The 18,036-nt window shown below is 66.2% G+C and carries 16 protein-coding genes; 6 read left to right on the top strand and 10 right to left on the bottom strand.

Annotated features, from left to right (window positions below; translation table 11 throughout):
- Position 1: 1 nt before the first annotated feature.
- Complete coding sequence (locus ACFWCF_RS13125) at positions 2-745, bottom strand: energy-coupling factor transporter transmembrane component T family protein (RefSeq protein WP_378491448.1); 744 nt, start codon at positions 743-745, stop codon at positions 2-4.
- On the bottom strand, positions 745-2,760 hold the full coding sequence (locus ACFWCF_RS13120; protein WP_378561800.1) for an ABC transporter ATP-binding protein: 2,016 nt from the start codon (positions 2,758-2,760) through the stop codon (positions 745-747). The genes ACFWCF_RS13125 and ACFWCF_RS13120 overlap by 1 nt, the downstream gene beginning before the upstream one ends.
- A 301-nt stretch (positions 2,761-3,061) precedes the next feature.
- Here ACFWCF_RS13120 and ACFWCF_RS13115 point away from each other — a divergent pair, with 301 nt between their 5' ends.
- From ACFWCF_RS13115 to ACFWCF_RS13105, 3 genes are all read left to right on the top strand, one after another.
- Complete coding sequence (locus tag ACFWCF_RS13115) at positions 3,062-3,712, top strand: DedA family protein (RefSeq protein WP_378561797.1); 651 nt, start codon at positions 3,062-3,064, stop codon at positions 3,710-3,712.
- Positions 3,713-3,787: 75 nt separating this feature from the next.
- Positions 3,788-4,945 carry a serine hydrolase domain-containing protein gene (locus ACFWCF_RS13110; RefSeq protein ID WP_378491451.1) on the top strand — a complete coding sequence of 386 codons (1,158 nt, stop codon included), beginning with the start codon at positions 3,788-3,790 and terminating at the stop codon, positions 4,943-4,945.
- A gap of 140 nt (positions 4,946-5,085) precedes the next feature.
- Entirely contained in the window at positions 5,086-5,352 is a 267-nt protein-coding gene (locus ACFWCF_RS13105; RefSeq protein ID WP_378561794.1) for a hypothetical protein, read from the top strand.
- Positions 5,353-5,403: 51 nt separating this feature from the next.
- Here ACFWCF_RS13105 and ACFWCF_RS13100 read toward each other — a convergent pair whose 3' ends face one another.
- From ACFWCF_RS13100 to ACFWCF_RS13070, 7 genes are all read right to left on the bottom strand, one after another.
- Positions 5,404-8,133 carry a fumarate reductase/succinate dehydrogenase flavoprotein subunit gene (locus ACFWCF_RS13100; RefSeq protein ID WP_378561791.1) on the bottom strand — a complete coding sequence of 910 codons (2,730 nt, stop codon included), beginning with the start codon at positions 8,131-8,133 and terminating at the stop codon, positions 5,404-5,406.
- An 11-nt stretch (positions 8,134-8,144) separates the two neighbouring features.
- Entirely contained in the window at positions 8,145-8,873 is a 729-nt protein-coding gene (locus ACFWCF_RS13095; protein ID WP_132471363.1) for an ABC transporter ATP-binding protein, read from the bottom strand.
- Between the two features lie 109 nt (positions 8,874-8,982).
- Positions 8,983-10,131, bottom strand: coding sequence for an RNA-guided endonuclease TnpB family protein (locus ACFWCF_RS13090; protein ID WP_132471190.1), 1,149 nt, complete (start codon positions 10,129-10,131; stop codon positions 8,983-8,985).
- An 84-nt stretch (positions 10,132-10,215) separates the two neighbouring features.
- Positions 10,216-11,058: an ABC transporter permease gene (locus tag ACFWCF_RS13085; protein ID WP_132471191.1), complete on the bottom strand. Its 843-nt coding sequence runs from the start codon at positions 11,056-11,058 to the stop codon at positions 10,216-10,218.
- Complete coding sequence (locus ACFWCF_RS13080) at positions 11,055-12,479, bottom strand: ABC transporter substrate-binding protein (protein WP_378561787.1); 1,425 nt, start codon at positions 12,477-12,479, stop codon at positions 11,055-11,057. The genes ACFWCF_RS13085 and ACFWCF_RS13080 overlap by 4 nt, the downstream gene beginning before the upstream one ends.
- A gap of 19 nt (positions 12,480-12,498) precedes the next feature.
- A complete protein-coding gene (locus tag ACFWCF_RS13075; RefSeq protein ID WP_054715267.1) occupies positions 12,499-12,726 on the bottom strand; it encodes a ferredoxin family protein in 228 nt (75 codons plus the stop codon).
- Positions 12,723-13,484, bottom strand: coding sequence for a GntR family transcriptional regulator (locus ACFWCF_RS13070; protein ID WP_378561783.1), 762 nt, complete (start codon positions 13,482-13,484; stop codon positions 12,723-12,725). Before ACFWCF_RS13070 ends, ACFWCF_RS13075 begins: the two co-directional genes overlap by 4 nt.
- A gap of 459 nt (positions 13,485-13,943) precedes the next feature.
- Between ACFWCF_RS13070 and ACFWCF_RS13065 the strand changes: the two genes are divergently transcribed.
- From ACFWCF_RS13065 to ACFWCF_RS13055, 3 genes are read left to right on the top strand one after another with little or no spacing between them, the layout of a single operon-like run.
- Positions 13,944-14,777: an ABC transporter permease gene (locus tag ACFWCF_RS13065; protein ID WP_054715288.1), complete on the top strand. Its 834-nt coding sequence runs from the start codon at positions 13,944-13,946 to the stop codon at positions 14,775-14,777.
- A complete protein-coding gene (locus ACFWCF_RS13060; RefSeq protein ID WP_378561780.1) occupies positions 14,774-15,835 on the top strand; it encodes an ABC transporter substrate-binding protein in 1,062 nt (353 codons plus the stop codon). Before ACFWCF_RS13065 ends, ACFWCF_RS13060 begins: the two co-directional genes overlap by 4 nt.
- Positions 15,832-16,629, top strand: a complete 798-nt coding sequence (locus ACFWCF_RS13055; protein WP_132471195.1) for an ABC transporter ATP-binding protein — start codon at positions 15,832-15,834, stop codon at positions 16,627-16,629. Before ACFWCF_RS13060 ends, ACFWCF_RS13055 begins: the two co-directional genes overlap by 4 nt.
- 59 nt (positions 16,630-16,688) lie before the next feature.
- Here ACFWCF_RS13055 and ACFWCF_RS13050 read toward each other — a convergent pair whose 3' ends face one another.
- The gene (locus tag ACFWCF_RS13050) at positions 16,689-17,843 is read right to left on the bottom strand and encodes an LLM class flavin-dependent oxidoreductase (RefSeq protein ID WP_378561776.1); all 1,155 of its coding nucleotides are present in this window, start codon (positions 17,841-17,843) and stop codon (positions 16,689-16,691) included.
- Between the last annotated feature and the right edge of the window lie 193 nt (positions 17,844-18,036).

The raw sequence follows: 18,036 nt of genomic DNA, 5'->3' as shown, positions 1-18,036 counted from the left end.
TTCACCCCACCAACGACACCGCGACACACGCCGCGACGACGACGAGCACCACCACCAGGTCGCCCACGCCGAGTCGCGGCCACGCGCGCGCAACGGGTCGCGGGCCGCGCACCGACAGCGCGTCGCCGAGGTCGCGCGCCTGGCGCATCGATACCGACGCCACCGCGCCCACCGCATCGATGATTTCGTTCCATGAGCCGCGCGGCGACGGCAGGCCTGCACGGCCACGCAGTCGTCGCGCCGCGAACAACATGCGGAGCTCTCCCCGTATCGACGGCAGCACCCGCAATGCGAGCGCGCAGGTGGTCACCCATTCGTCGACGGGGATACGCACCAGACGTAGCGGCGCGAGCAGCACGGGCAGTGCGTCGACGAGGTCCGACAACCGCGTGGTCCACCCCACGAGCGACGCAAGGGCCAGCAGAGAGATCCCGAGCAGCGTTGCCCGAATGTAGGCATCGATGCCCCCGCCGACCGCATTGATGACACCGAAGAATGCGATGAACGCGAACACCCACCACGGGACGGTCGGCACCACTCCACGTGGAATCCGTGCGACGAGTACACCTGCGAGGAGCACGGCGACGATGACACCGAGCCCGGTCCACGACGGCTGGAAGCTGACCACCACCGACAGCACCGCGGCAGCAATTACTTTCGTGCCCGCCCACACGCGGTGCAGCGGGGTCTCTCGCGGGACCGGCCGCAGCAGAATCAAGGGGCGACGCTGGCGTTGCTTCTTCATCACGCGACCGCCTTCGTTCCGTCGTCGACGACGGTGCCGTCCTCGAGTACCACGGTGCGCGAGCACACCTCTTCCATGCCGTGCAGATCGTGGGAAATGACGATGATCGTGACGTGTTCGACGGTCCGCAGGTACACGAGGATCGAGATCAGTTCGCGTCGGCCTGCAGTGTCGAGCCCGGCGAGGGGTTCGTCGAGTACCAGCACACGCGGCGCCCGCGACAGTTGCGCCGCGATCGCGACACGTCGCATCTCGCCGCCGCTGAGCTGGTCGATGGGGCGAACCGCGAGGTCGACGCCCAAACCCACCCGCTTCAGGACAGCGGCGACGTACTGGTGGTCGGTGCGGGGCAGGCCTGCGACCTCCGAGACCTCCCTCGCGACGGTGGGTCGCTGCAGTTGCAATCGCGCCTGCTGGAACACGAGTCCGACCTCTCCCCTCACGTTGGCGGTCGGAGTGTCGTGCACGGTGCATGTTCCGCTCGTGGGTCGTAGGAGACCCGCGATGGTCCACGCGAGGGTGGTCTTTCCCGACCCGTTGGCACCGACCACCACTATCCCTTCCCCGCGGCCGACGGTCAGCGTCACGTTGCGCAGCGCGGTGTGTGCCCATGGGGTGCGATCCGCATACGTGTGGGTGACGTCGCGGAGCTCGAGTACGGGGAGCCACTGCGACGGCGGTGCGGCTGTGACCGCATCACGACGTTGCTCGCGTGCAGGCGGGTCGACGATGCGTCCCCGCTCCAGGTGCACGACACGATCGGCGCGTGCGGCTTCGTCGTCGAGGTGGGTGATGAGCACGACGGTGGTGCCGCTGGCGGCGATGTCCGCGAGCACGGCAATGAGCGCGGTGCGGCTGTCGGCGTCGACCATCGCGGTGATCTCGTCGGCGATGAGCAGCTTCGGCGTGCGCACGAGCGCGGCGGCCAATGCCAGTCGTTGCTGCTGACCACCGGAGAGGTCTTCGGTGGCACGGTCGGCCATGCCCTCGAGTCCGACGCGATCGAGCAGGATGTCGATATCGATGTCGCCGGTCGTTCCCCAGCGCAGGTCCTCACCGACCGTCCGTCCGAGCACCTGGGCTTCCGGGTGCTGGAAGACCAGCACGGTGCCGTCCGGGGAGCCGAGTCCTACCGGGCCGGGTCGATCGACGAATCCGGAGGTGGGGTCGAGACCGGCCAGGATGCGGGCGAGCGTCGATTTGCCCGAGCCGTTGGCACCGACCACCGCGACGAACTCGCCTTCGGTGATCGTCAGGTCGACCTCGCTCAGCGCGTCGCTGGTCGCGTTCGGGTAGCGGTAGGAGACGGAGTGCAACTTCACGGGCAGCGGGCCGGGCTCGCACTCGGTGATCCGGGCCGGCCATCCCGCCTGCTGCCGCGGCCAAGTGCTGCGCTGTGCCACGGAGGCGAAGATCCCGAACGACAGCAGTGCCGTCCCCACCACTCCGAGAACGACGGCGCTACCGATCCACAGCCACCAATAGGTCACGAGGAAATCGATGGTCTCGTTCACCACACGGCTCAGCTCCGAATCCGATCCGGCAGCCTCGAACGCGGTCAGCATCCCGCGCATGGTGTTGACCAGTGCCTCGAGCAGCAGGACACGGGTCTGCTCGAACACGACCAGCAGCCCGACCACGGCCGCAGCCACCGCCACACCCATCGGCACCGAGCAGGCGAAGATGACGAACACCGCGGATCGTCCCCAGCGGCGTTGCGCGAACCCCACCAGGGTGCCGATCGCGGCGAGCAGCACCACCGCCGCGACCGCGAACGGCCCACCCGCGATCAGCGCGACGACACCCGCCGCCGTGGTGGCAGCAATGACCGTGCGGACACGACCGGTGACGGCGAGGAACGCGACGGGCAGCGCGACCAGCACTTGCGCGACCCCGACCGGAATCAAACCCGCGACCACCGACAAGACCGCGGTGAGCGCGCCGAAGATCGCTGCAGCAGCGAGCTCGGGTGGTTGAAGTGGTCCTCTGACCTTGGTTCTGGTTGCCGCCTTCACTGGGCCCAGTTTGCCAGCCGCGTGCCGGGCTGTTCGAAAGCTCGCGCCAGTGGGTCCCCTGTGCCCCCGCCGTGAAGGCGTCCACATATCGACCCCACGCGGTATGTGAATCGTCACTATCAGTACGCGATTCTGCGACCTTGCACCAAGGAGTCCTACGCCCCCATTCGGACATTTCTCCTACGCTCGGCCGGGTTTGCCCGATATGAGACGAAATTGGTCGACGATTCGACCTCACTGGCGCCACCCGTTGCGGTGGGCCGCCCGGTGGGATGACCGCGACGGTCCTATCGTGAGTGTGATGAGCGTTCGAGATACCGCCGCTGCCCCCACCGACGGACTCGCCGGTTGGGCACTGGACCTGATGGATCGACTCGGCGGTATCGGGGCAGGCATCGCGATCGCGCTCGAGAACTTCTTTCCGCCGCTGCCCAGCGAGGTGATCCTCCCGCTCGCGGGCTTCGCCGCGAGCCTCGGCAGCTTCACCTTGGTCGGTGCACTGTTCTGGACCACGCTCGGATCCGTCGTGGGAGCACTGGGGCTCTACTCGCTCGGACGCTGGGTGGGCGAGACACGGATACGTCGCGTGGTGGACCGACTCCCCCTGGTCGACGTGGACGATCTGGATCGGACCACCGCCTGGTTCCGGCGACACGGACGCAAAGCGGTGTTCTTCGGCCGGATGGTGCCCATCTTCCGCAGTCTCATCTCGATTCCTGCCGGGGTGACGCGCATGCCGATCTGGCAGTTTCTCGCCTTCACCACCGCGGGCAGCCTCATCTGGAACAGCATCTTCGTGATCGCCGGGTATCAACTGGGCGAGAACTGGTACCGAGTCGAGCCCTATGCAGAAACACTGCAATATGTCGTCATCGCAGTGGTCGCGGTGGCCGTCATCTGGGCGGTCGTGCGGCGCGTGCGGTCGCGGGCCGAGCGCAGGGCGGAACAGTAGCGGTTTCCGCATTCCACCGATCTTCCCCACCGTACGGCGGATACTGAGTCGAAGGCCGTTCCCTCGGAGGCACTCATGCGTCGGCTGACAGTCGCGTTGACCGCGGCACTCCTCGTATTCGCCACGGCATGCGGCAGCGACGACTCGACCGACCCCGCGACCGGCGAACCCACGGTTCCCGACACTGCGACGACCACCGAATCCGGATTCGGCGCCGATCTGCAGAGTGTGCTCGACCGAGTGCATTCCGAGGTCGGGTTTCCCGGCGTCGTCGCACGTGTCGCGAGTCCGGACGGCGAATGGACCGGTGCGGCAGGCAGCGCGGGCGGAGACGAGGCGGCGTTGCCCGAGCCGATCGACCACACACGCATCGGCAGCGTCACCAAGACGATGACCGTCACCGCACTGTTGCAGTTGATGGACGGGAATCTACTGTCGCTCGACGACCCCGTCGGTCGATATGTTCCGGGCCTGCCGAACGGCGATACCGCCACTCTCGGACAGCTTGCGGCCATGACCAGCGGTATCCCCAGCTACACGTTCGACGACGAGTTCCAGCAGAAGGTGTTCGCCGACCCGACAGCCGAATGGACGCCCGAGCAGCTACTGGATCTCGTGCGGGGCGACCCGCCCAACTTCGCGCCGGGTGAGAAGTTCGAGTACTCCAATTCCAACACCATCGCCCTCGGTCTGGTGATCGAGGAGGTCAGTGGCCAGTCCCTCGGCGACTATTTCCAAGAGAACCTGTTCGGGCCTCTCGGTGCGATGCAGACGACTTTCCCCACCGACGCGTCGCTCCCGTCCCCGCGGCTGCAGGGCGTCACCGAGCAAGGACAACCGGAAGGACAGACCGCGAACGCCACCGACTGGAACCCGTCCTGGGCGTGGTCGGCAGGCGCCGTCACCTCCACCGTCGACGACCTCGAGATCTGGGGGCGGGCGCTCGGCACCGGACAGGGCATCCTGACACCGGAAGCCCAACGGCTGCGGCTGGACTCGTTCCAGTACAACCTTCCGCCCGCTACCCCGCAACGCGCGTACGGGCTCGGTCTCGGCATCGAGGACGGCTGGGTCGGGCACACCGGTGAACTGCCCGGTTACAACACGTATGTGGGCTATCTGCCCGAGACACAGACCGTGCTCGTCGTGGCAGTCAACAGCGACATCCCGACCGCCGACGGTGCCGAACCCGTCACCGTGGTCGTCGAGGAACTGAGGAAGGCCCTGCAGTAGGACGCCGCCTGCCAGCGCTGTGCCGACCAGGGCATCGGCCGGGTTCTGACCAAGACACATTTTTCGCCCGAGCGCAATGTAACGAAAAGAACACACTGGACGACACCCCTATCGAGGCATGTAGAACAAAGGGGTTCCTCGTGGCACACGACCAGTTGCTGTTCATCGGACGTCCGGACGCAAATGAGATCGCGCACTGGAGCACGCTGCGCGAACTTGCTCCGCAACGAGGCTGGGTCTCCACCCGCAAGTTCGACCCGGGCAAGGTCGTGTGGGCGGTTGCGGCCAGCAGCGTCCTCGCCGACCAGGCGGAGGTGGTCGCCGAGGTTCGCAAGGCCGACATCCCCTGCACCAGCGCGCTCGACGCGATCAAGGACGCCTACTCGGCTGCGCATCTCTCCTCATAGACCGCACAGTGTGGATCCGAGCCCGGGGATTCCGGGCTCGGATCCACCTCCTCAACCGACGGACGCACCCGCCCCCTCAACGACGAGGGCTCGGCGCGCGTACGCCCGCACATCGGCATCGACATCGTCGAGGGCGCCGGTCAATGCGTCCCTCGCCTCCGGTTTCGCCGACCACTGCATCAGAGACAACACCGCTGCTTTGCGCACATCGAGATGAACATCCTCGAGCGCTCCTGCCAGCACGTCGACAGCAAGATCCGGGTCGGCCCCGGCCAGCCCGCGCGCAGCGCCCTGGCGCACCTGCCACGCCGATTCCCCCAGCCCCTTCGCGAGCGTGCCCACATCCTGTTCTCCACACCCGAGCGACGCGAACGCAGTCAGCGCGGCAGCCCGCACCAACGGGTCGGTATCCGAAGCGAGCGCGCGAACAGCCTCTGTTCCACCCCTCGCGATGGTGGCGAGTCCGTGTGCGACGACGACTCGGACTTCGCGATTGGCATCCGCGGACGCGGCGGCGACCGCTTGCCACTCGTCCAGCGAGACCAATGCGCGGATCGCCTCGACCCGCACGCGATGATCAGGATCCGCGACCGCCTCCAGGAACTGTTCGCGCCTCCCGGTATGCCGTGCGCGCAGCACGTCGACGGCCGTCGCACGAGCCAGAGGATCGGCCGATCCGAGATATGTGGCGATCTTCTCCACCTCCGGCAGTACCTCGACGAGTTCCCTCACACCCTCGGCCGCGGTGCGACGCACCGCCGGGTCGGAGTCTCCCAGTGCCCCGATCAGCGCCGCGGAGAATCCCTCCGGTGTGTTCTCCGTCAGCACCGACACCGCGGTTGACCGCACCTGCGGATCATCGCTCTGCAGATATGCCTGCAGGTCGGTGAGCGTGGGCTCGTCCAGGTTCAACAGTGCCACGATCTGCGGCGACACCGCCTGCTCCAGCGACACCGCCTGCTCCGCCTGCGCCGTCGCCCGCTCACGTTCGACGCTCGGGGCGCGACCGACCCGGATCTCGGGTGCCGCGATCGGAATCACCGACCGATCGACCGGCGGGAGGTGATCGTATTCGGGGACCGGCACCAGGTAGGGCGCGACCGGACGCTTGAGAAATTCCATCGACCCATCGGCTCCGCGCCGGAGGTTGAGGTGATAGCCCCATGTGCTGTCGTTCGGTTCCGGGATATCGGCGCGCTCATGATAGAGCCCCCATCGGCTCTCCGTGCGCACCAGCGAACTGCGCGCGGCCATCTCGGCGCAGTCCCTGATGAAAGCGACCTCGGCGCACCGCATCAGCTCGTGCGGTGTGCGGGCGCCCATCTCTGCGATCTCGTGGGTCATGCGATCGAACGTCTCCACCGCGATGGACAGTTTCGCGCCGGTCTTCGGCGGTGCGACGTAATCGTTGACGAACCGACGCAGCTTGTATTCGACCTGGGGCTGCGGCGGGCCATCGGGATGTCGCAGCGGCCGGTAGATCAGCTCGTGGGCCTCCGCGAGCTGGTCGGCGGGCAGATCCGTCGGCGGCGGCACGTCGTCGAGGGTGCCGGTTGCGTGTGCTCCGGCGAGGTCGCCATAGACGAATGCCCCGATCATGTAGTTGTGCGGCACGCATGCCAGATCGCCCGCGGCGTAGAGCCCCGGCACGCTGGTCGCGCCGTGTTCGTCCACCCACACACCCGACGCCGAATGCCCACTGCACAGGCCGATTTCGGAGACGTGCATCTCGATGTCGTGCGTGCGGTAGTCGTGTCCACGGTTCTCGTGGAATGTCCCGCGCGTGGGTCGCTCTGTGGTGTGCAGGATCGACTCGAGCGAATCGAGGGTTTCCTCCGGAAGGTGACTGACCTTCAGATAGATCGGTCCCCGCGCCGATTCGATCTCGCGTTGCACCTCCGAAATCATCTGCCCGGACCAGTAGTCCGAGTCGACGAATCGCTCCCCCAGCGCGTTCACCTGGTATCCGCCGAACGGGTTCGCAACGTACGCGCAGGCGGGGCCGTTGTAGTCCTTGATCAGCGGGTTGATCTGGAAGCATTCGATGCCGCTCAGTTCTGCACCCGCGTGGTAGGCCATCGAGTACCCGTCGCCGGCGTTGGTGGGGTTCTCGTATGTCCCGTACAGGTATCCGGACGCGGGGAGTCCGAGCCGGCCGCACGGTCCGGTCGCGAGGATCACCGCTTTGGCGCCCACCGCGACGAACTCCCCGGTCCGGGTGTTCAGCGCGGCCGCACCGACGGCGCGTCGACCCTGCGGGGTGTCTGCGGTGAGGACGCGCACGGGCATGAGCCGGTTCTCGATACGGATCTTCTCCCGCATGTTCCGGCGCCGAAGCACCCGGTAGAGGGCTTTCTTGACGTCCTTGCCCTCCGGCATCGGCAACACGTACGACCCCGAGCGATGCACGCGTCGCACCGCGTACTCGCCGTATTCGTCCTTCTCGAACTTCACGCCGTACTTCTCGAGTCGCTGCACCATCGCGAAGCCACGGGTGGCGGTCTGATAGACGGTGCGCTGGTCGACGATGCCGTCGTTGGCGCGGGTGATTTCGGCGACGTAGTCCTCGGGCACCGCCTTACCGGGAATGACGGCGTTGTTGACCCCGTCCATCCCCATCGCGAGGGCACCCGAGTGCCTCACGTGCGCCTTCTCGAGCAACAGCACGTTCGCGCCGTTCTCGGCGGCGGTGAGCGCGGCCATCGTTCCGGCGGTGCCGCCTCCGATCACCAGCACATCGCAGTCGAGCCGCACAGCATCATCAAGATCCGGTATGTCCATCGGTGTTCTCCTCAGTGCTCGAGCGCGGCGAGCAGTGCGCTGCGCACGGCGCGTGTGTCGGGACGGTCCGCTGCGTCGGCCACGCGCGGGTGCGGGACGTCGAGGAGTTCGCGTAGCTCTCCGCCTCGTCCCAGCACGGCCGCGCGGTCGCCGAGCAGCACCGCCTCGTCGACGTCGTGAGTGACGAAGACGACGGTGGTCGGGTGGGTGCGCCATGTGTCGATGAGCAGGCGCTGCATGGCGCCGCGTGTCTGGCTGTCGAGGGCTCCGAACGGTTCGTCCATCATCACCGCGCGTGGCGCTCCGGCCAGCCCCCGTGCGAGTTGGACGCGTTGACGCATGCCGCCGGACAATGATTTCGGTAGGTAGTCGCCGAATCCGGTGAGACCGACTTCCTCGATCCACCTGTCGGCTGCCTCGCGTCGACCCGCTCGCGGTTCGCCGCGCAGCGACAGTGCGAGTTCTATGTTGCTGCGGACGGTGCGCCATGGCAGCAGTGCGTTGTCCTGGAAGACGACGGCGCGGTCGCGGTCGGTTCCGGTGACGGGCATTCCGTCCGCGCGCACTTCTCCGGAGTCCGGGACGAGCAGACCTGCGAGTGCACGCAGGACCGTCGATTTACCGCAGCCGGACGCTCCGGTGAGCACGAGGATCTCGCCTGGTCGTACCTCGAGGGACAGCCGCCGAACGACGGGCGTGCCCGTGTAGGAGAGGGTGACGTCGTCCAGGTCGAGGGTCATTCCGCTGATCACACTGTTGACGTCCTCCCGGCCGTGAACAACCGGGATTCCTCCTGAGGCGCTGCGCGCCACTCCGGTGGGTTCCTGTTTCACAGGGGCTCGCTTCCCGCTAGACGGAAAGACTGACAGCCCCTCCGCAGGCGTTTAACCACTCCGCACGTCCTGCGGCGTGGATGTTCTTCGCAGCGTTGACGTCGCGGTCGTGGACCGCACCACACGCCGCGCACTGCCACTCCCGAACCGAGAGTGGTTTCGGCCCGTCGAGTACCCCGCACGTCGAGCAGATCTGACTCGACGGGTAGAAACGGTCCACCTTCACGAAGACGCGCCCATACCGGGCGGCCTTCTCCTCCACCATCCGAGTGAACATGCCCCACCCGGCATCGTGCACCGACTTCGCCAACCTCGTTCGCGCCAGCCCGGTGACACACAAGTCCTCGACGAACACCGCTTGGTTCTCGCGGACGATCGCCGTGGACTGCTTGTGCGCCCAATCCTTGCGGGCATCGGTGACCTTCGCGTAAGCCTTGGCGACGCGGATACGTGCCTTGGCCCGATTCTTGCTGCCCTTGTCCTTGCGGGACAAGGCTTGCTGCGCCTTCTTCAACCGCCGTTCGGCCTGGCGGAAGAACTTCGGGGACTCGATGACCTTCCCATCCGAGAGCACCGCGAACGTCGTCAAACCCAGGTCGATCCCCACCTCCGCATCGCATTCCGGTAACGGATCGTCGGTCGTTTCGACCACGAACGACGCGAAATAACGACCCGCCGCGTCCTTGATGATCGACACACTCGACGGTACCGACGGCAACTCCCGCGACCACGCCACCTCCACCTCGCCGACCTTGGCGATATACAACTTCCGGTTGCCTCGGATACTGAAGCCGTTGCGGGTGAGCCGGATCGCCTGCCGAGTGTCCTTGCGGGACCGGAACCGCGGCGCCCCGACCTTGCGCCCCTTCCGCTTCCCGGTCAGTGAATCGAACCAGTTCCGGTACGCACGCCGCGCATCCTGGCAGGCTTGGATCAACACCACCGACGCCACCTCGGAAAGCCATACCCGCTGCGGGGTCTTCTTCGCTGCGGTGACGACCTGCTTCTGCACGTCGGTGTCCGAGAGTGTCACCCCGGCCGCATACGCGTCCTGGCGGGCGCGCAGCGCATCGTTGAATACCACCCGCGCGCACCCGAACGACCGGGCCAGCATGTTCTGCTGGCCGGGCGTCGGGTAGACGCGGTACTGGTATCGAAGTTGCACAGCGGGACCATAACCACGAGCACCGACATGATTGATGCGCTATCCCGGCCTTGAAGGACCAGGCTTGCGCGCTACGTTCTCCGGTCATCGCTGTTCTTCTCCTCGTGGCAGCCACCGGGTGACTCGGCGGCCGAGCAGTTCGACCGCGCCGGACGTGACGAAGCCGAGCACTCCGATGGTGATCATCCCGACGAACACTCCGGGGTAGTCGACGATCGTGTACGCCTGCCACGTGCGGTAGCCGACGCCGAGACGTCCGGAGATCATCTCTGCGGAGATCACGCAGATCCACGCCACTCCGAGCCCCACGGACAGTCCGGAGAACACACCCGGGAGGATTCCGGGGAGCACCACACGTGCCAGCACATCCCACCGGCTTCCGCCGAGTGTGCGCACCGAGTCCTCCCACAGGGTCGGCAGTGCACGCACCGCATGCCGGGTGCTGACCATGATCGGGAAGAACGCGGCGACGAAGGTGATGAACACGATGCCGGCTTCGTCACTGGGAAACAGCAGGATCGCGACGGGCACCACCGCGATCGCCGGGATCGGGCGGGCCAATTCCGCAAGCGGTCCGATGGTGTCTGCGGCGATGGCCGAACGCCCCAGTGCCACACCGACGATCACTCCGATAATGGCGGCGAGACCGAATCCCGTGAGGATGCGGAGGAGTGATTGAGCCAGATCGAGGTAGAACAGGTCGCCGCGCAGTTGCGCGCCGAAGGCTGCGAGGACGTCCGTGACGGTCGGCAACGTATCGAACCGCAGCCAGACACGGACGTCGTGTGCGGTGAGGAGCTGCCACACTCCGACCGCGGCCAGCACGGACACACCGCGCAACAGGCGTGAGCGCCATCGGCTCGTCGTCGGTGTGTCGACGGCCTCCTGTTCTGCGAGGCCGGTGGGTGTATCGACGACAGCGGTCACGGTCGCACCTCGTTCACGGCGGTGTCGTAATCGACGACGGTGGCGGTCGGGTTGGTCGCGAGATACCGATCGACCGCGGCGTGAGTGATGAACGGGAAGTAGGTTTCCCCGTCGCGGACCCACAGCGCTTTGTCAGCAAACCAGCGGGTGCCCAGTTCCGCGTCCGGAACGTATGCGGCGCGGATCGTCTCACCGGCTGCTCGCGCGTGCTTGACCGCACGCAGCAGGCACGTCGGGTCGGCCGCGACCTGGGTCGTGTCGGCACCGTCGAACCAGATCTCTCCTGCCAAGGCCGGGTCGGTCGCATCGGAACCGCACACCGGGTCCGCGCCGGTGACTTCGGCGGGATTGCCCGTCTGCGCGAGGGTGGCGTCGTAGTCGAGTCCTTCGGCCTCGAATGCGGTGCGCAACGGGCCGTCGTCGACGAATCCGTCGATCGACAGTTCCTCGAATTCGCCGATCGACTTCAGGTACGGCACATCGCGTTTCAGTGCGTCGACCAGATGCGGTTTGAGGGTGGTGTCGAACGACGTGCCACCCGGGCCGTTGTACAGGTACACGACTTCCTGCGGCAGGCCCGAGTCCTCGGCGACTATTCGTGAGGCTTCGAGCGGCTCCGTCTGGATGAACCGGGTCGCGTCGAGCTGCGCGCGCAGGAAGGCATCGAGCACTTCGGGATGGTCGGCTGCGTAGGATTCGCGTACCACCACACCGTGCAGCGTCGGGACGTTCAGCTCTGCTCCGTCGTACAACAGCTGCGCTTTGTCCTGGAACACCAACAGCCCGGGCCAGGCCACGAACTGCGACAACGCCGCCACCTGTCCGGATTCGAGCGCCGAGGAGCCGACCTGGGGCTGCTGATTGAGGACCTCGACATCGGTGTTCGGATCGACTCCGGCACGATCGAGCGCCTGGACCAGGGTCCCGTGACCCGCAGACCCGACGCTGGCCGAGATCTTCTGCCCGGCCAGGTCGGTGAGGCTTCTCACGGGCGACTCCGGTGGCACGACCACCATATTGAGGGCGCCCTTCGGGTTGTATCCGGTGACCGAGACGATTTCTGTTTCCGCGTTCGGGTTCGATTGTGTCCGAGATCCGTTGATGAGCATCGGATAGTCGCCCATCGACCCGATGTCGATCTTCTCGGCGACCATCTGCGCGGTGATGGGGGCGCCGGTGTCGTAGTCCTGCCATTCCACCGAATACTCGACCCCGGTCGAGTCCGTGAGACTCTGCAATCGCTGTTCGAGATAGCCCTGGGCGCGCAGCAGTGTGCCGGCAGTGACGGTATTGATGGTCTTCGACTGGTATCCGACGACGACTCGGACGGTGTCGTCGGATGAACCTGTGCCTTCGAGGGAGCAGGCGGCGGTTGACGAGACGGCGGCAACGAGCGCGAACGCCGTGACAGTGCGCTTCATGTGGTTCATCCGTTTCGGGTCAGCGGAGGAGATAAGGCATGTTCACGGTGACCGCGCCGGTGGGGCAACGCGCGGCGCACGGACCGCAGTACCAGCACTCGTCGACATGCATGAATGCCTTCCCGTTCTCCGGGTTGATGGCGAGTGAGTCGAGAGGGCAGATCTCGACGCACAGCGTGCATCCTGTGATGCACAGTGACTCGTCGATGGTCACGGGTACGTCGGCGCGCTGATTGATCAAACTCATGTGGTGATCTCCCACCCTGTAGGTTCCGGCCTGCGGGCAAGACTGCCGCGCATCGTGATTCGATCTCCGCGCATGCGGATGTACTCGAGGTCTACGGGACGCCCGTCGTCCAGCGCTGTGAGGCGTTCGAGCAGCAGGAGCGCCGCGTGCTCGGAGGTCTGCAGGAGCGCAGCGGAATGGGCATCCGCGGTGACCGCTTCGAGCCCGAGGTCCGCTCCCCCGAGTGGCCGGTCGCAGATCTCCTCGATGAGCGCGAACACGTCATTGCATTCGAGGTCGCGTTCGAGCAGTTCGGTTCCGATCTCGGGCTCGAGGTAGGTCTGGTCGAGACTCAGGGGCAGATCACCGAGATAGCGGAGTCGTTCGACGTAGACGACGGGACTGCCCGGGTCCAGTTGCAGGCGACGGGCAACAGCCGGGGGCACGGTGATGACCGATGCGGCCCTCAGCTCGTTGCGGACCTCACCGTAGCCGCGCAACGTCTCCTTCAGACCGAGCAGTGCGTCGAGCCCGTGTTCGTACTTGCGCCCGACGACGTGGGTTCCCACTTTCGGCGCCCGATCGATCAGACCCTCGTCCTTGAGCAGGGACAGTGCGGCGCGGATTGTGTTGCGGGATGCCCCGAACTCGTGCGCGAGGTCCTGTTCGCCAGGCAATGCCGATTCGTACGCGCCGCCGTGGATCTGCCGGCGCAACACGTCGGACACCTGTCGCGCCCGGTCGGAGCGTGGTTGGCGCAGCCGCGCGACGTCACTCATAATCTGTTCCCCCGAGAAGTTCGATTCGGACGAAACAGGACGATATCGCCGACGGCATCGAGCCCGGATCCGACGGCAAGTGACCGTATCGAGCCGCGGGACATTGCGCCGGTAAGGGTTCCGGATCGATAGAGGTACCCGGACTCACAGTCCGGTATTACGCCACCTCGCCATGCATTCCGCGAGTTCGAATCACGCTGATCCGAATTCGTCGAGTGCCGAGAGAGATCGCCCCCACTTCCGGAACGAGAGGTTTTTCGATCCGTAGCACGCGGGAAACCACTGTGGCCGTAGTTCGAATCGTCACGATTTCAACTGTGGACCTCGGTAGCCGACCTGCCCGAGGATGGTGCGGTTGAACATCTCGAAGGTACGGCCCGGATCGTCCGGCCAGGAGGTTCCGGTATGAGTTTCACCGCGCAGACGCCTGTGCAGGAAACGGACAAGGTGACGCCCGACATGGGCGACGCACCTCAGCATCGCCGATCCGGGCAACTACGCCGTATCGGCGGGCGTGTGCTCGCGCTGGTCGTGTTCCTGCTCGCATGGTGGGCAGTCACTGCCGCCGGCCTGATCAAACCCCTGTTCCTGCCCTCCCCGGGCGCGGTGTGGGACGCATTCGTCCAGGCCAACACATGGCACCGGGTCGCGCCGGGGGTCGATCGCCTCGTGCAAGGCGAGCAGGGCTACTTCCTGTGGGAACACCTACTCGCAAGCTGTCAGCGCATTTTCGCCGGTGTAGGTGCCGCCATCATCGTCGGCCCGCTCCTCGGGTTCGCGATGGGCATGTGGCGGCCACTGAATACGCTGCTCGAGCCCTATCTGAACTTCCTGCGCGCACTACCGCCGCTCGGCTATATCGGCCTGCTGATCGTGTGGTTCGGCATCGGCGACACATCGAAGATCTGGTTGCTGTTCCTCGCAGCATTCCCCGCGATCACGATCGCGACCATCAACGGAGTCCATTCGGTCCCCCGCGATTACATTAATGCGGTTCGGTCACTCGGCGCCAACCGGCTCCAGGTCCTCGCCCACGTCGTGCTCCCGTCGACCGCGCCGGAGGTTCTCACCGGGATCCGCATCGCCGTCGGGTTCGCGTGGACCACCGTGGTCGCAGCCGAACTGAACAACGGAATCCCCGGTATCGGTGGTCTCGCCTATCTTTCCGGTACACAGCTCGACACGCCACTGACGATCGCGTGCATCGTCGTCATCGGCATCACCGCTCTGGTTCTCGACGCACTCATCAAATGGATCGGCGTGCTGGCCGTGCCGTGGAAAGGAAAATCGTGAAACGCACAGTCCTGTACGTCTCAGCGGCCATCGCGGCCACTGCCCTCCTGTCGGGTTGCGTATCGTCCGATCGTGAGACCTCGCCCAGCGGCGACACGTCCTCCGACTCGCAGGCCTGCCCGTTCGAGGTCGACGAATCCGTCACCACCGACGCGCGCATCGCGTTCCAGGACATCCCCAACGGCGACCTGCTCGTCAAGGATGCCGGCATTCTCGAGGCCTGCCTCCCCAACGCCACGATTTCGTGGAACCGTTTCGCATCGGGCGGCGACGTGGTGCAGGCGTTCGGTTCGGGCAGTGTCGATCTCGGACTGCTCGGGTCCAGTCCCGCCACGAAGGCATTGTCGGCGCCGCTGAACATCGGCATGCAGGTCATCTGGATCCACGACGTGATCGGCGCCGCCGAATCATTGGTCGTCCACGACCCCGCGATCACCTCGGTCGAACAGCTCGCCGGTAAGACGATCGCGACGCCGTTCGCGTCGACCGCGCACTACAGTCTTCTCGCCGCTCTGGATCGGGCGGGCATCACCGACCAGGTCACGCTCGTCAATCTCGCCCCGGATGCGACGGTCGCAGCGTGGCAGAGCGGGGAGATCGACGGCACCTGGATCTGGGAGCCCACCCTGTCGCAGCTCACCGACGGACACGTGCTGCTCACCAGCGCCGACACCGCCGCCGAGGGTGTTCCCACCTTCGACCTCGCCGGTGCGACCCGCGATTTCATCGAGAGCAACCCCGAGTTCATGGAGACCTGGACGCGCGCGCAGGACTGGGCCGTCGAGCAGCTGCTCACTGATCCCCAGGAAGCGTCCGTCGCACTCGCGGTGCAGCTGGGCATCACCCCCGACGAGGCAACTCAGCAGCTCGAGGGGCTCGAGTTCCTTCGCGCCTCCGACCAGGCTTCACCCGAGTACCTCGGCGGCGCGATGGCAACCAACCTGCAGTCCACCGCGGAGTTCCTGCTCAGCCAGGGCGAGATCACCGAGGTCAGCGCACCCGAGACATACAGCAACGGTGTGTACGTCGACGCAGTGAACGCGGTCGCGGAACAGTGACCGGCACACGGACGGCCCCCGGCCGAGTCGAATTCTCCGGGGTCTCGAAGGCGTACGGCGACGGAGCCACCGCGGTGCGCGCGGTCGACACCACCGACCTGACGATCGAGCCCGGCGAATTCGTGTGTCTGGTCGGGCCGTCCGGGTGCGGAAAGACGACCGTGCTCCAGATGCTCGCCGGTTTCGAGCAGCCCACGAGCGGATCGATCCGCATCGGTGACGACGTCGTCACCGGCCCCGGACCCGAACGTGGGGTCGTGTTCCAGAAACCCAATCTCTTCCCGTGGAAGTCCGTGCGCGCCAACGTCGAACTCGGACCGCGCCTGCGCGGGGCGTCGAAGGAGGATCGTCGCGCGCGGGCCGAGGACATTCTCGAGATGGTCGGGCTGGCCGATTTCGCTGATCGCCGCACCTACGAACTGTCGGGCGGTATGCAGCAACGCGCCCAGATTGCACGGGTGCTCGTCAACGATCCCCGCATCATCCTGATGGACGAGCCGTTCGGCGCGCTCGACGCGTTGACCCGCGAGAAACTGCAGCTCGAGTTGCTCAGCATCTGGCGCGAGCACCACCGCACGGTCCTGTTCGTGACGCACAGCGTCGACGAGGCCGTGCTTCTCGGCACCCGGGTGCTCGTGATGAGCGCCCGCCCCGGCCGGATCATGCAGGACATCCCGATCGAACTTCCCGAGGACTCCACGGACGAGCGACGGTCGGCCACCGTGCGCACATCCACGGAGTTCGCCGCATACAAGGAGACGATCGCAAGCGCGATCTACCACGCGCACAGCTGATCACACCACGAAACCCGGCCGCGTCCTCGCTCGAGGACACGGCCGGGTTCGAGTCTCGATCAGAGGGCGAACGCAGGCTTGCGGTCGGCACCGACTCGATCCGGATGCGTCCACAGTCCTCTGCTCTCGAGGATCGGCAGCACACCTTCGCCGAACCAATATGCCTCTTCGAGATGCGGCACGCCCGACAGCACGAATTCGTCGACGCCCGCCGCCCGGTATTCCTCGATCAGCGACGCCACCTCGGTGTGGCTGCCGACCAGTGAGGTCCCGGCGCCACCGCGCACCAATCCGACTCCGCTCCACAGACCCGGGTGGATCTCGAGGGTGCGGGCGCCACCGTCGTGGCGTCGTGCGCTGCCGTGCAGTTCGCTCATGCGACGCTGGCCTTCGGATTCACTGGCCGCGAGGCCGGCCTGTGCGAGCGCGATGTCGTCGGGGTTCATGTCGTCGAGCAATCGTTGAGCTTCGTCCCACGCCTGCTCGGAGGTGTCGCGGCTGATCGTGTGCAGGCGGACGCCGAAACGCAGCGTACGGCCGAACTCGGCTGCCGCGGCCCTGACCCGTTCGATCTTCTCCGCAACCTGGGCCGGTGGCTCACCCCACGTCAGGTATACATCGGCGTGCCGGCCGGCCACCGGAAGCGCCGCGGGCGACGACCCCCCGAAGTACACGGTCGGTGTCACGGCCGGGGTCTTGTCGAGCCGTGCGCCCTCGACGTGAACGTGCTTGCCCTCCAACGACACCAGATCGCCGCGCCAAAGCCCCCTCACCACGCTGAGGAACTCGTCGGTGCGCCGATACCGTTCGTTCTTCGGCTGGAAATCGCCGTACGCACGCTGTTCGCTGCTCTCACCACCGGTGACGATGTTGATCAGCAGTCGCCCGTCGGAGTGCTCCTGGTATGTCGTGGCCATCTGCGCGGCCAGCGTCGGCGACAACGCGTCGGGACGGAACGCCACGAGGAACTTCAGTCGCCGGGTCTGCGGCACCAGCATCGCCGTGGTGACCCACGCATCCACGCACTGCAGGCCCGTCGGGGTCAGCGCGGCCTCGAATCCGAGCTGCTCGGCGGTACGGGCGACCTGGCCGAGATAGTCGAGGGTCGCGGGACGGTCGCCGGCGTTCGCGCGCAGGTCGGCGCCGTGCCCACCGCCGACGATCGAGCGGCTGTCGCCGGAGGTGGGCAGGAACCAGTGGAAGGACAGAGACATGAGAGGAATCCTCGAGGTGTGGGAACCGAGCAGGCATCGTCTTGCCCGATCACCACGGTGATCGAGCGGAGCCTACGTTCGACAGCGCTCGGTGCCGGTGCGACACAGGTCCACATAGAGCCGCCAGCTGTGCCAGACCGTGCGCAGCGACGCGGGCTGCGGTCGATCGGTGGCGGACATGGCTGTGACCTCT

This window comes from Rhodococcus sp. NPDC060090 (assembly GCF_042729855.1).
Taxonomy (GTDB): Bacteria; Actinomycetota; Actinomycetes; order Mycobacteriales; family Mycobacteriaceae; genus Rhodococcus.
Note: the sequence above shows the minus strand (reverse complement) of the source record. Positions and strands in the feature narration are given on the sequence as shown.

What these genes read in the sequence shown, in the direction of transcription:
- ACFWCF_RS13070 (WP_378561783.1), bottom strand. Translation starts at nt 13,484, where the DNA reads ATGAGTGACGTCGCGCGGCTGCGCCAACCACGCTCCGACCGGGCGCGA.
- ACFWCF_RS13065 (WP_054715288.1), top strand. Translation starts at nt 13,944, where the DNA reads ATGGGCGACGCACCTCAGCATCGCCGATCCGGGCAACTACGCCGTATC.
- ACFWCF_RS13095 (WP_132471363.1), bottom strand. Translation starts at nt 8,873, where the DNA reads ATGACCCTCGACCTGGACGACGTCACCCTCTCCTACACGGGCACGCCC.
- ACFWCF_RS13080 (WP_378561787.1), bottom strand. Translation starts at nt 12,479, where the DNA reads ATGAAGCGCACTGTCACGGCGTTCGCGCTCGTTGCCGCCGTCTCGTCA.
- ACFWCF_RS13110 (WP_378491451.1), top strand. Translation starts at nt 3,788, where the DNA reads ATGCGTCGGCTGACAGTCGCGTTGACCGCGGCACTCCTCGTATTCGCC.
- ACFWCF_RS13125 (WP_378491448.1), bottom strand. Translation starts at nt 745, where the DNA reads ATGAAGAAGCAACGCCAGCGTCGCCCCTTGATTCTGCTGCGGCCGGTC.
- ACFWCF_RS13050 (WP_378561776.1), bottom strand. Translation starts at nt 17,843, where the DNA reads ATGTCTCTGTCCTTCCACTGGTTCCTGCCCACCTCCGGCGACAGCCGC.
- ACFWCF_RS13100 (WP_378561791.1), bottom strand. Translation starts at nt 8,133, where the DNA reads ATGGACATACCGGATCTTGATGATGCTGTGCGGCTCGACTGCGATGTG.
- ACFWCF_RS13115 (WP_378561797.1), top strand. Translation starts at nt 3,062, where the DNA reads ATGAGCGTTCGAGATACCGCCGCTGCCCCCACCGACGGACTCGCCGGT.
- ACFWCF_RS13075 (WP_054715267.1), bottom strand. Translation starts at nt 12,726, where the DNA reads ATGAGTTTGATCAATCAGCGCGCCGACGTACCCGTGACCATCGACGAG.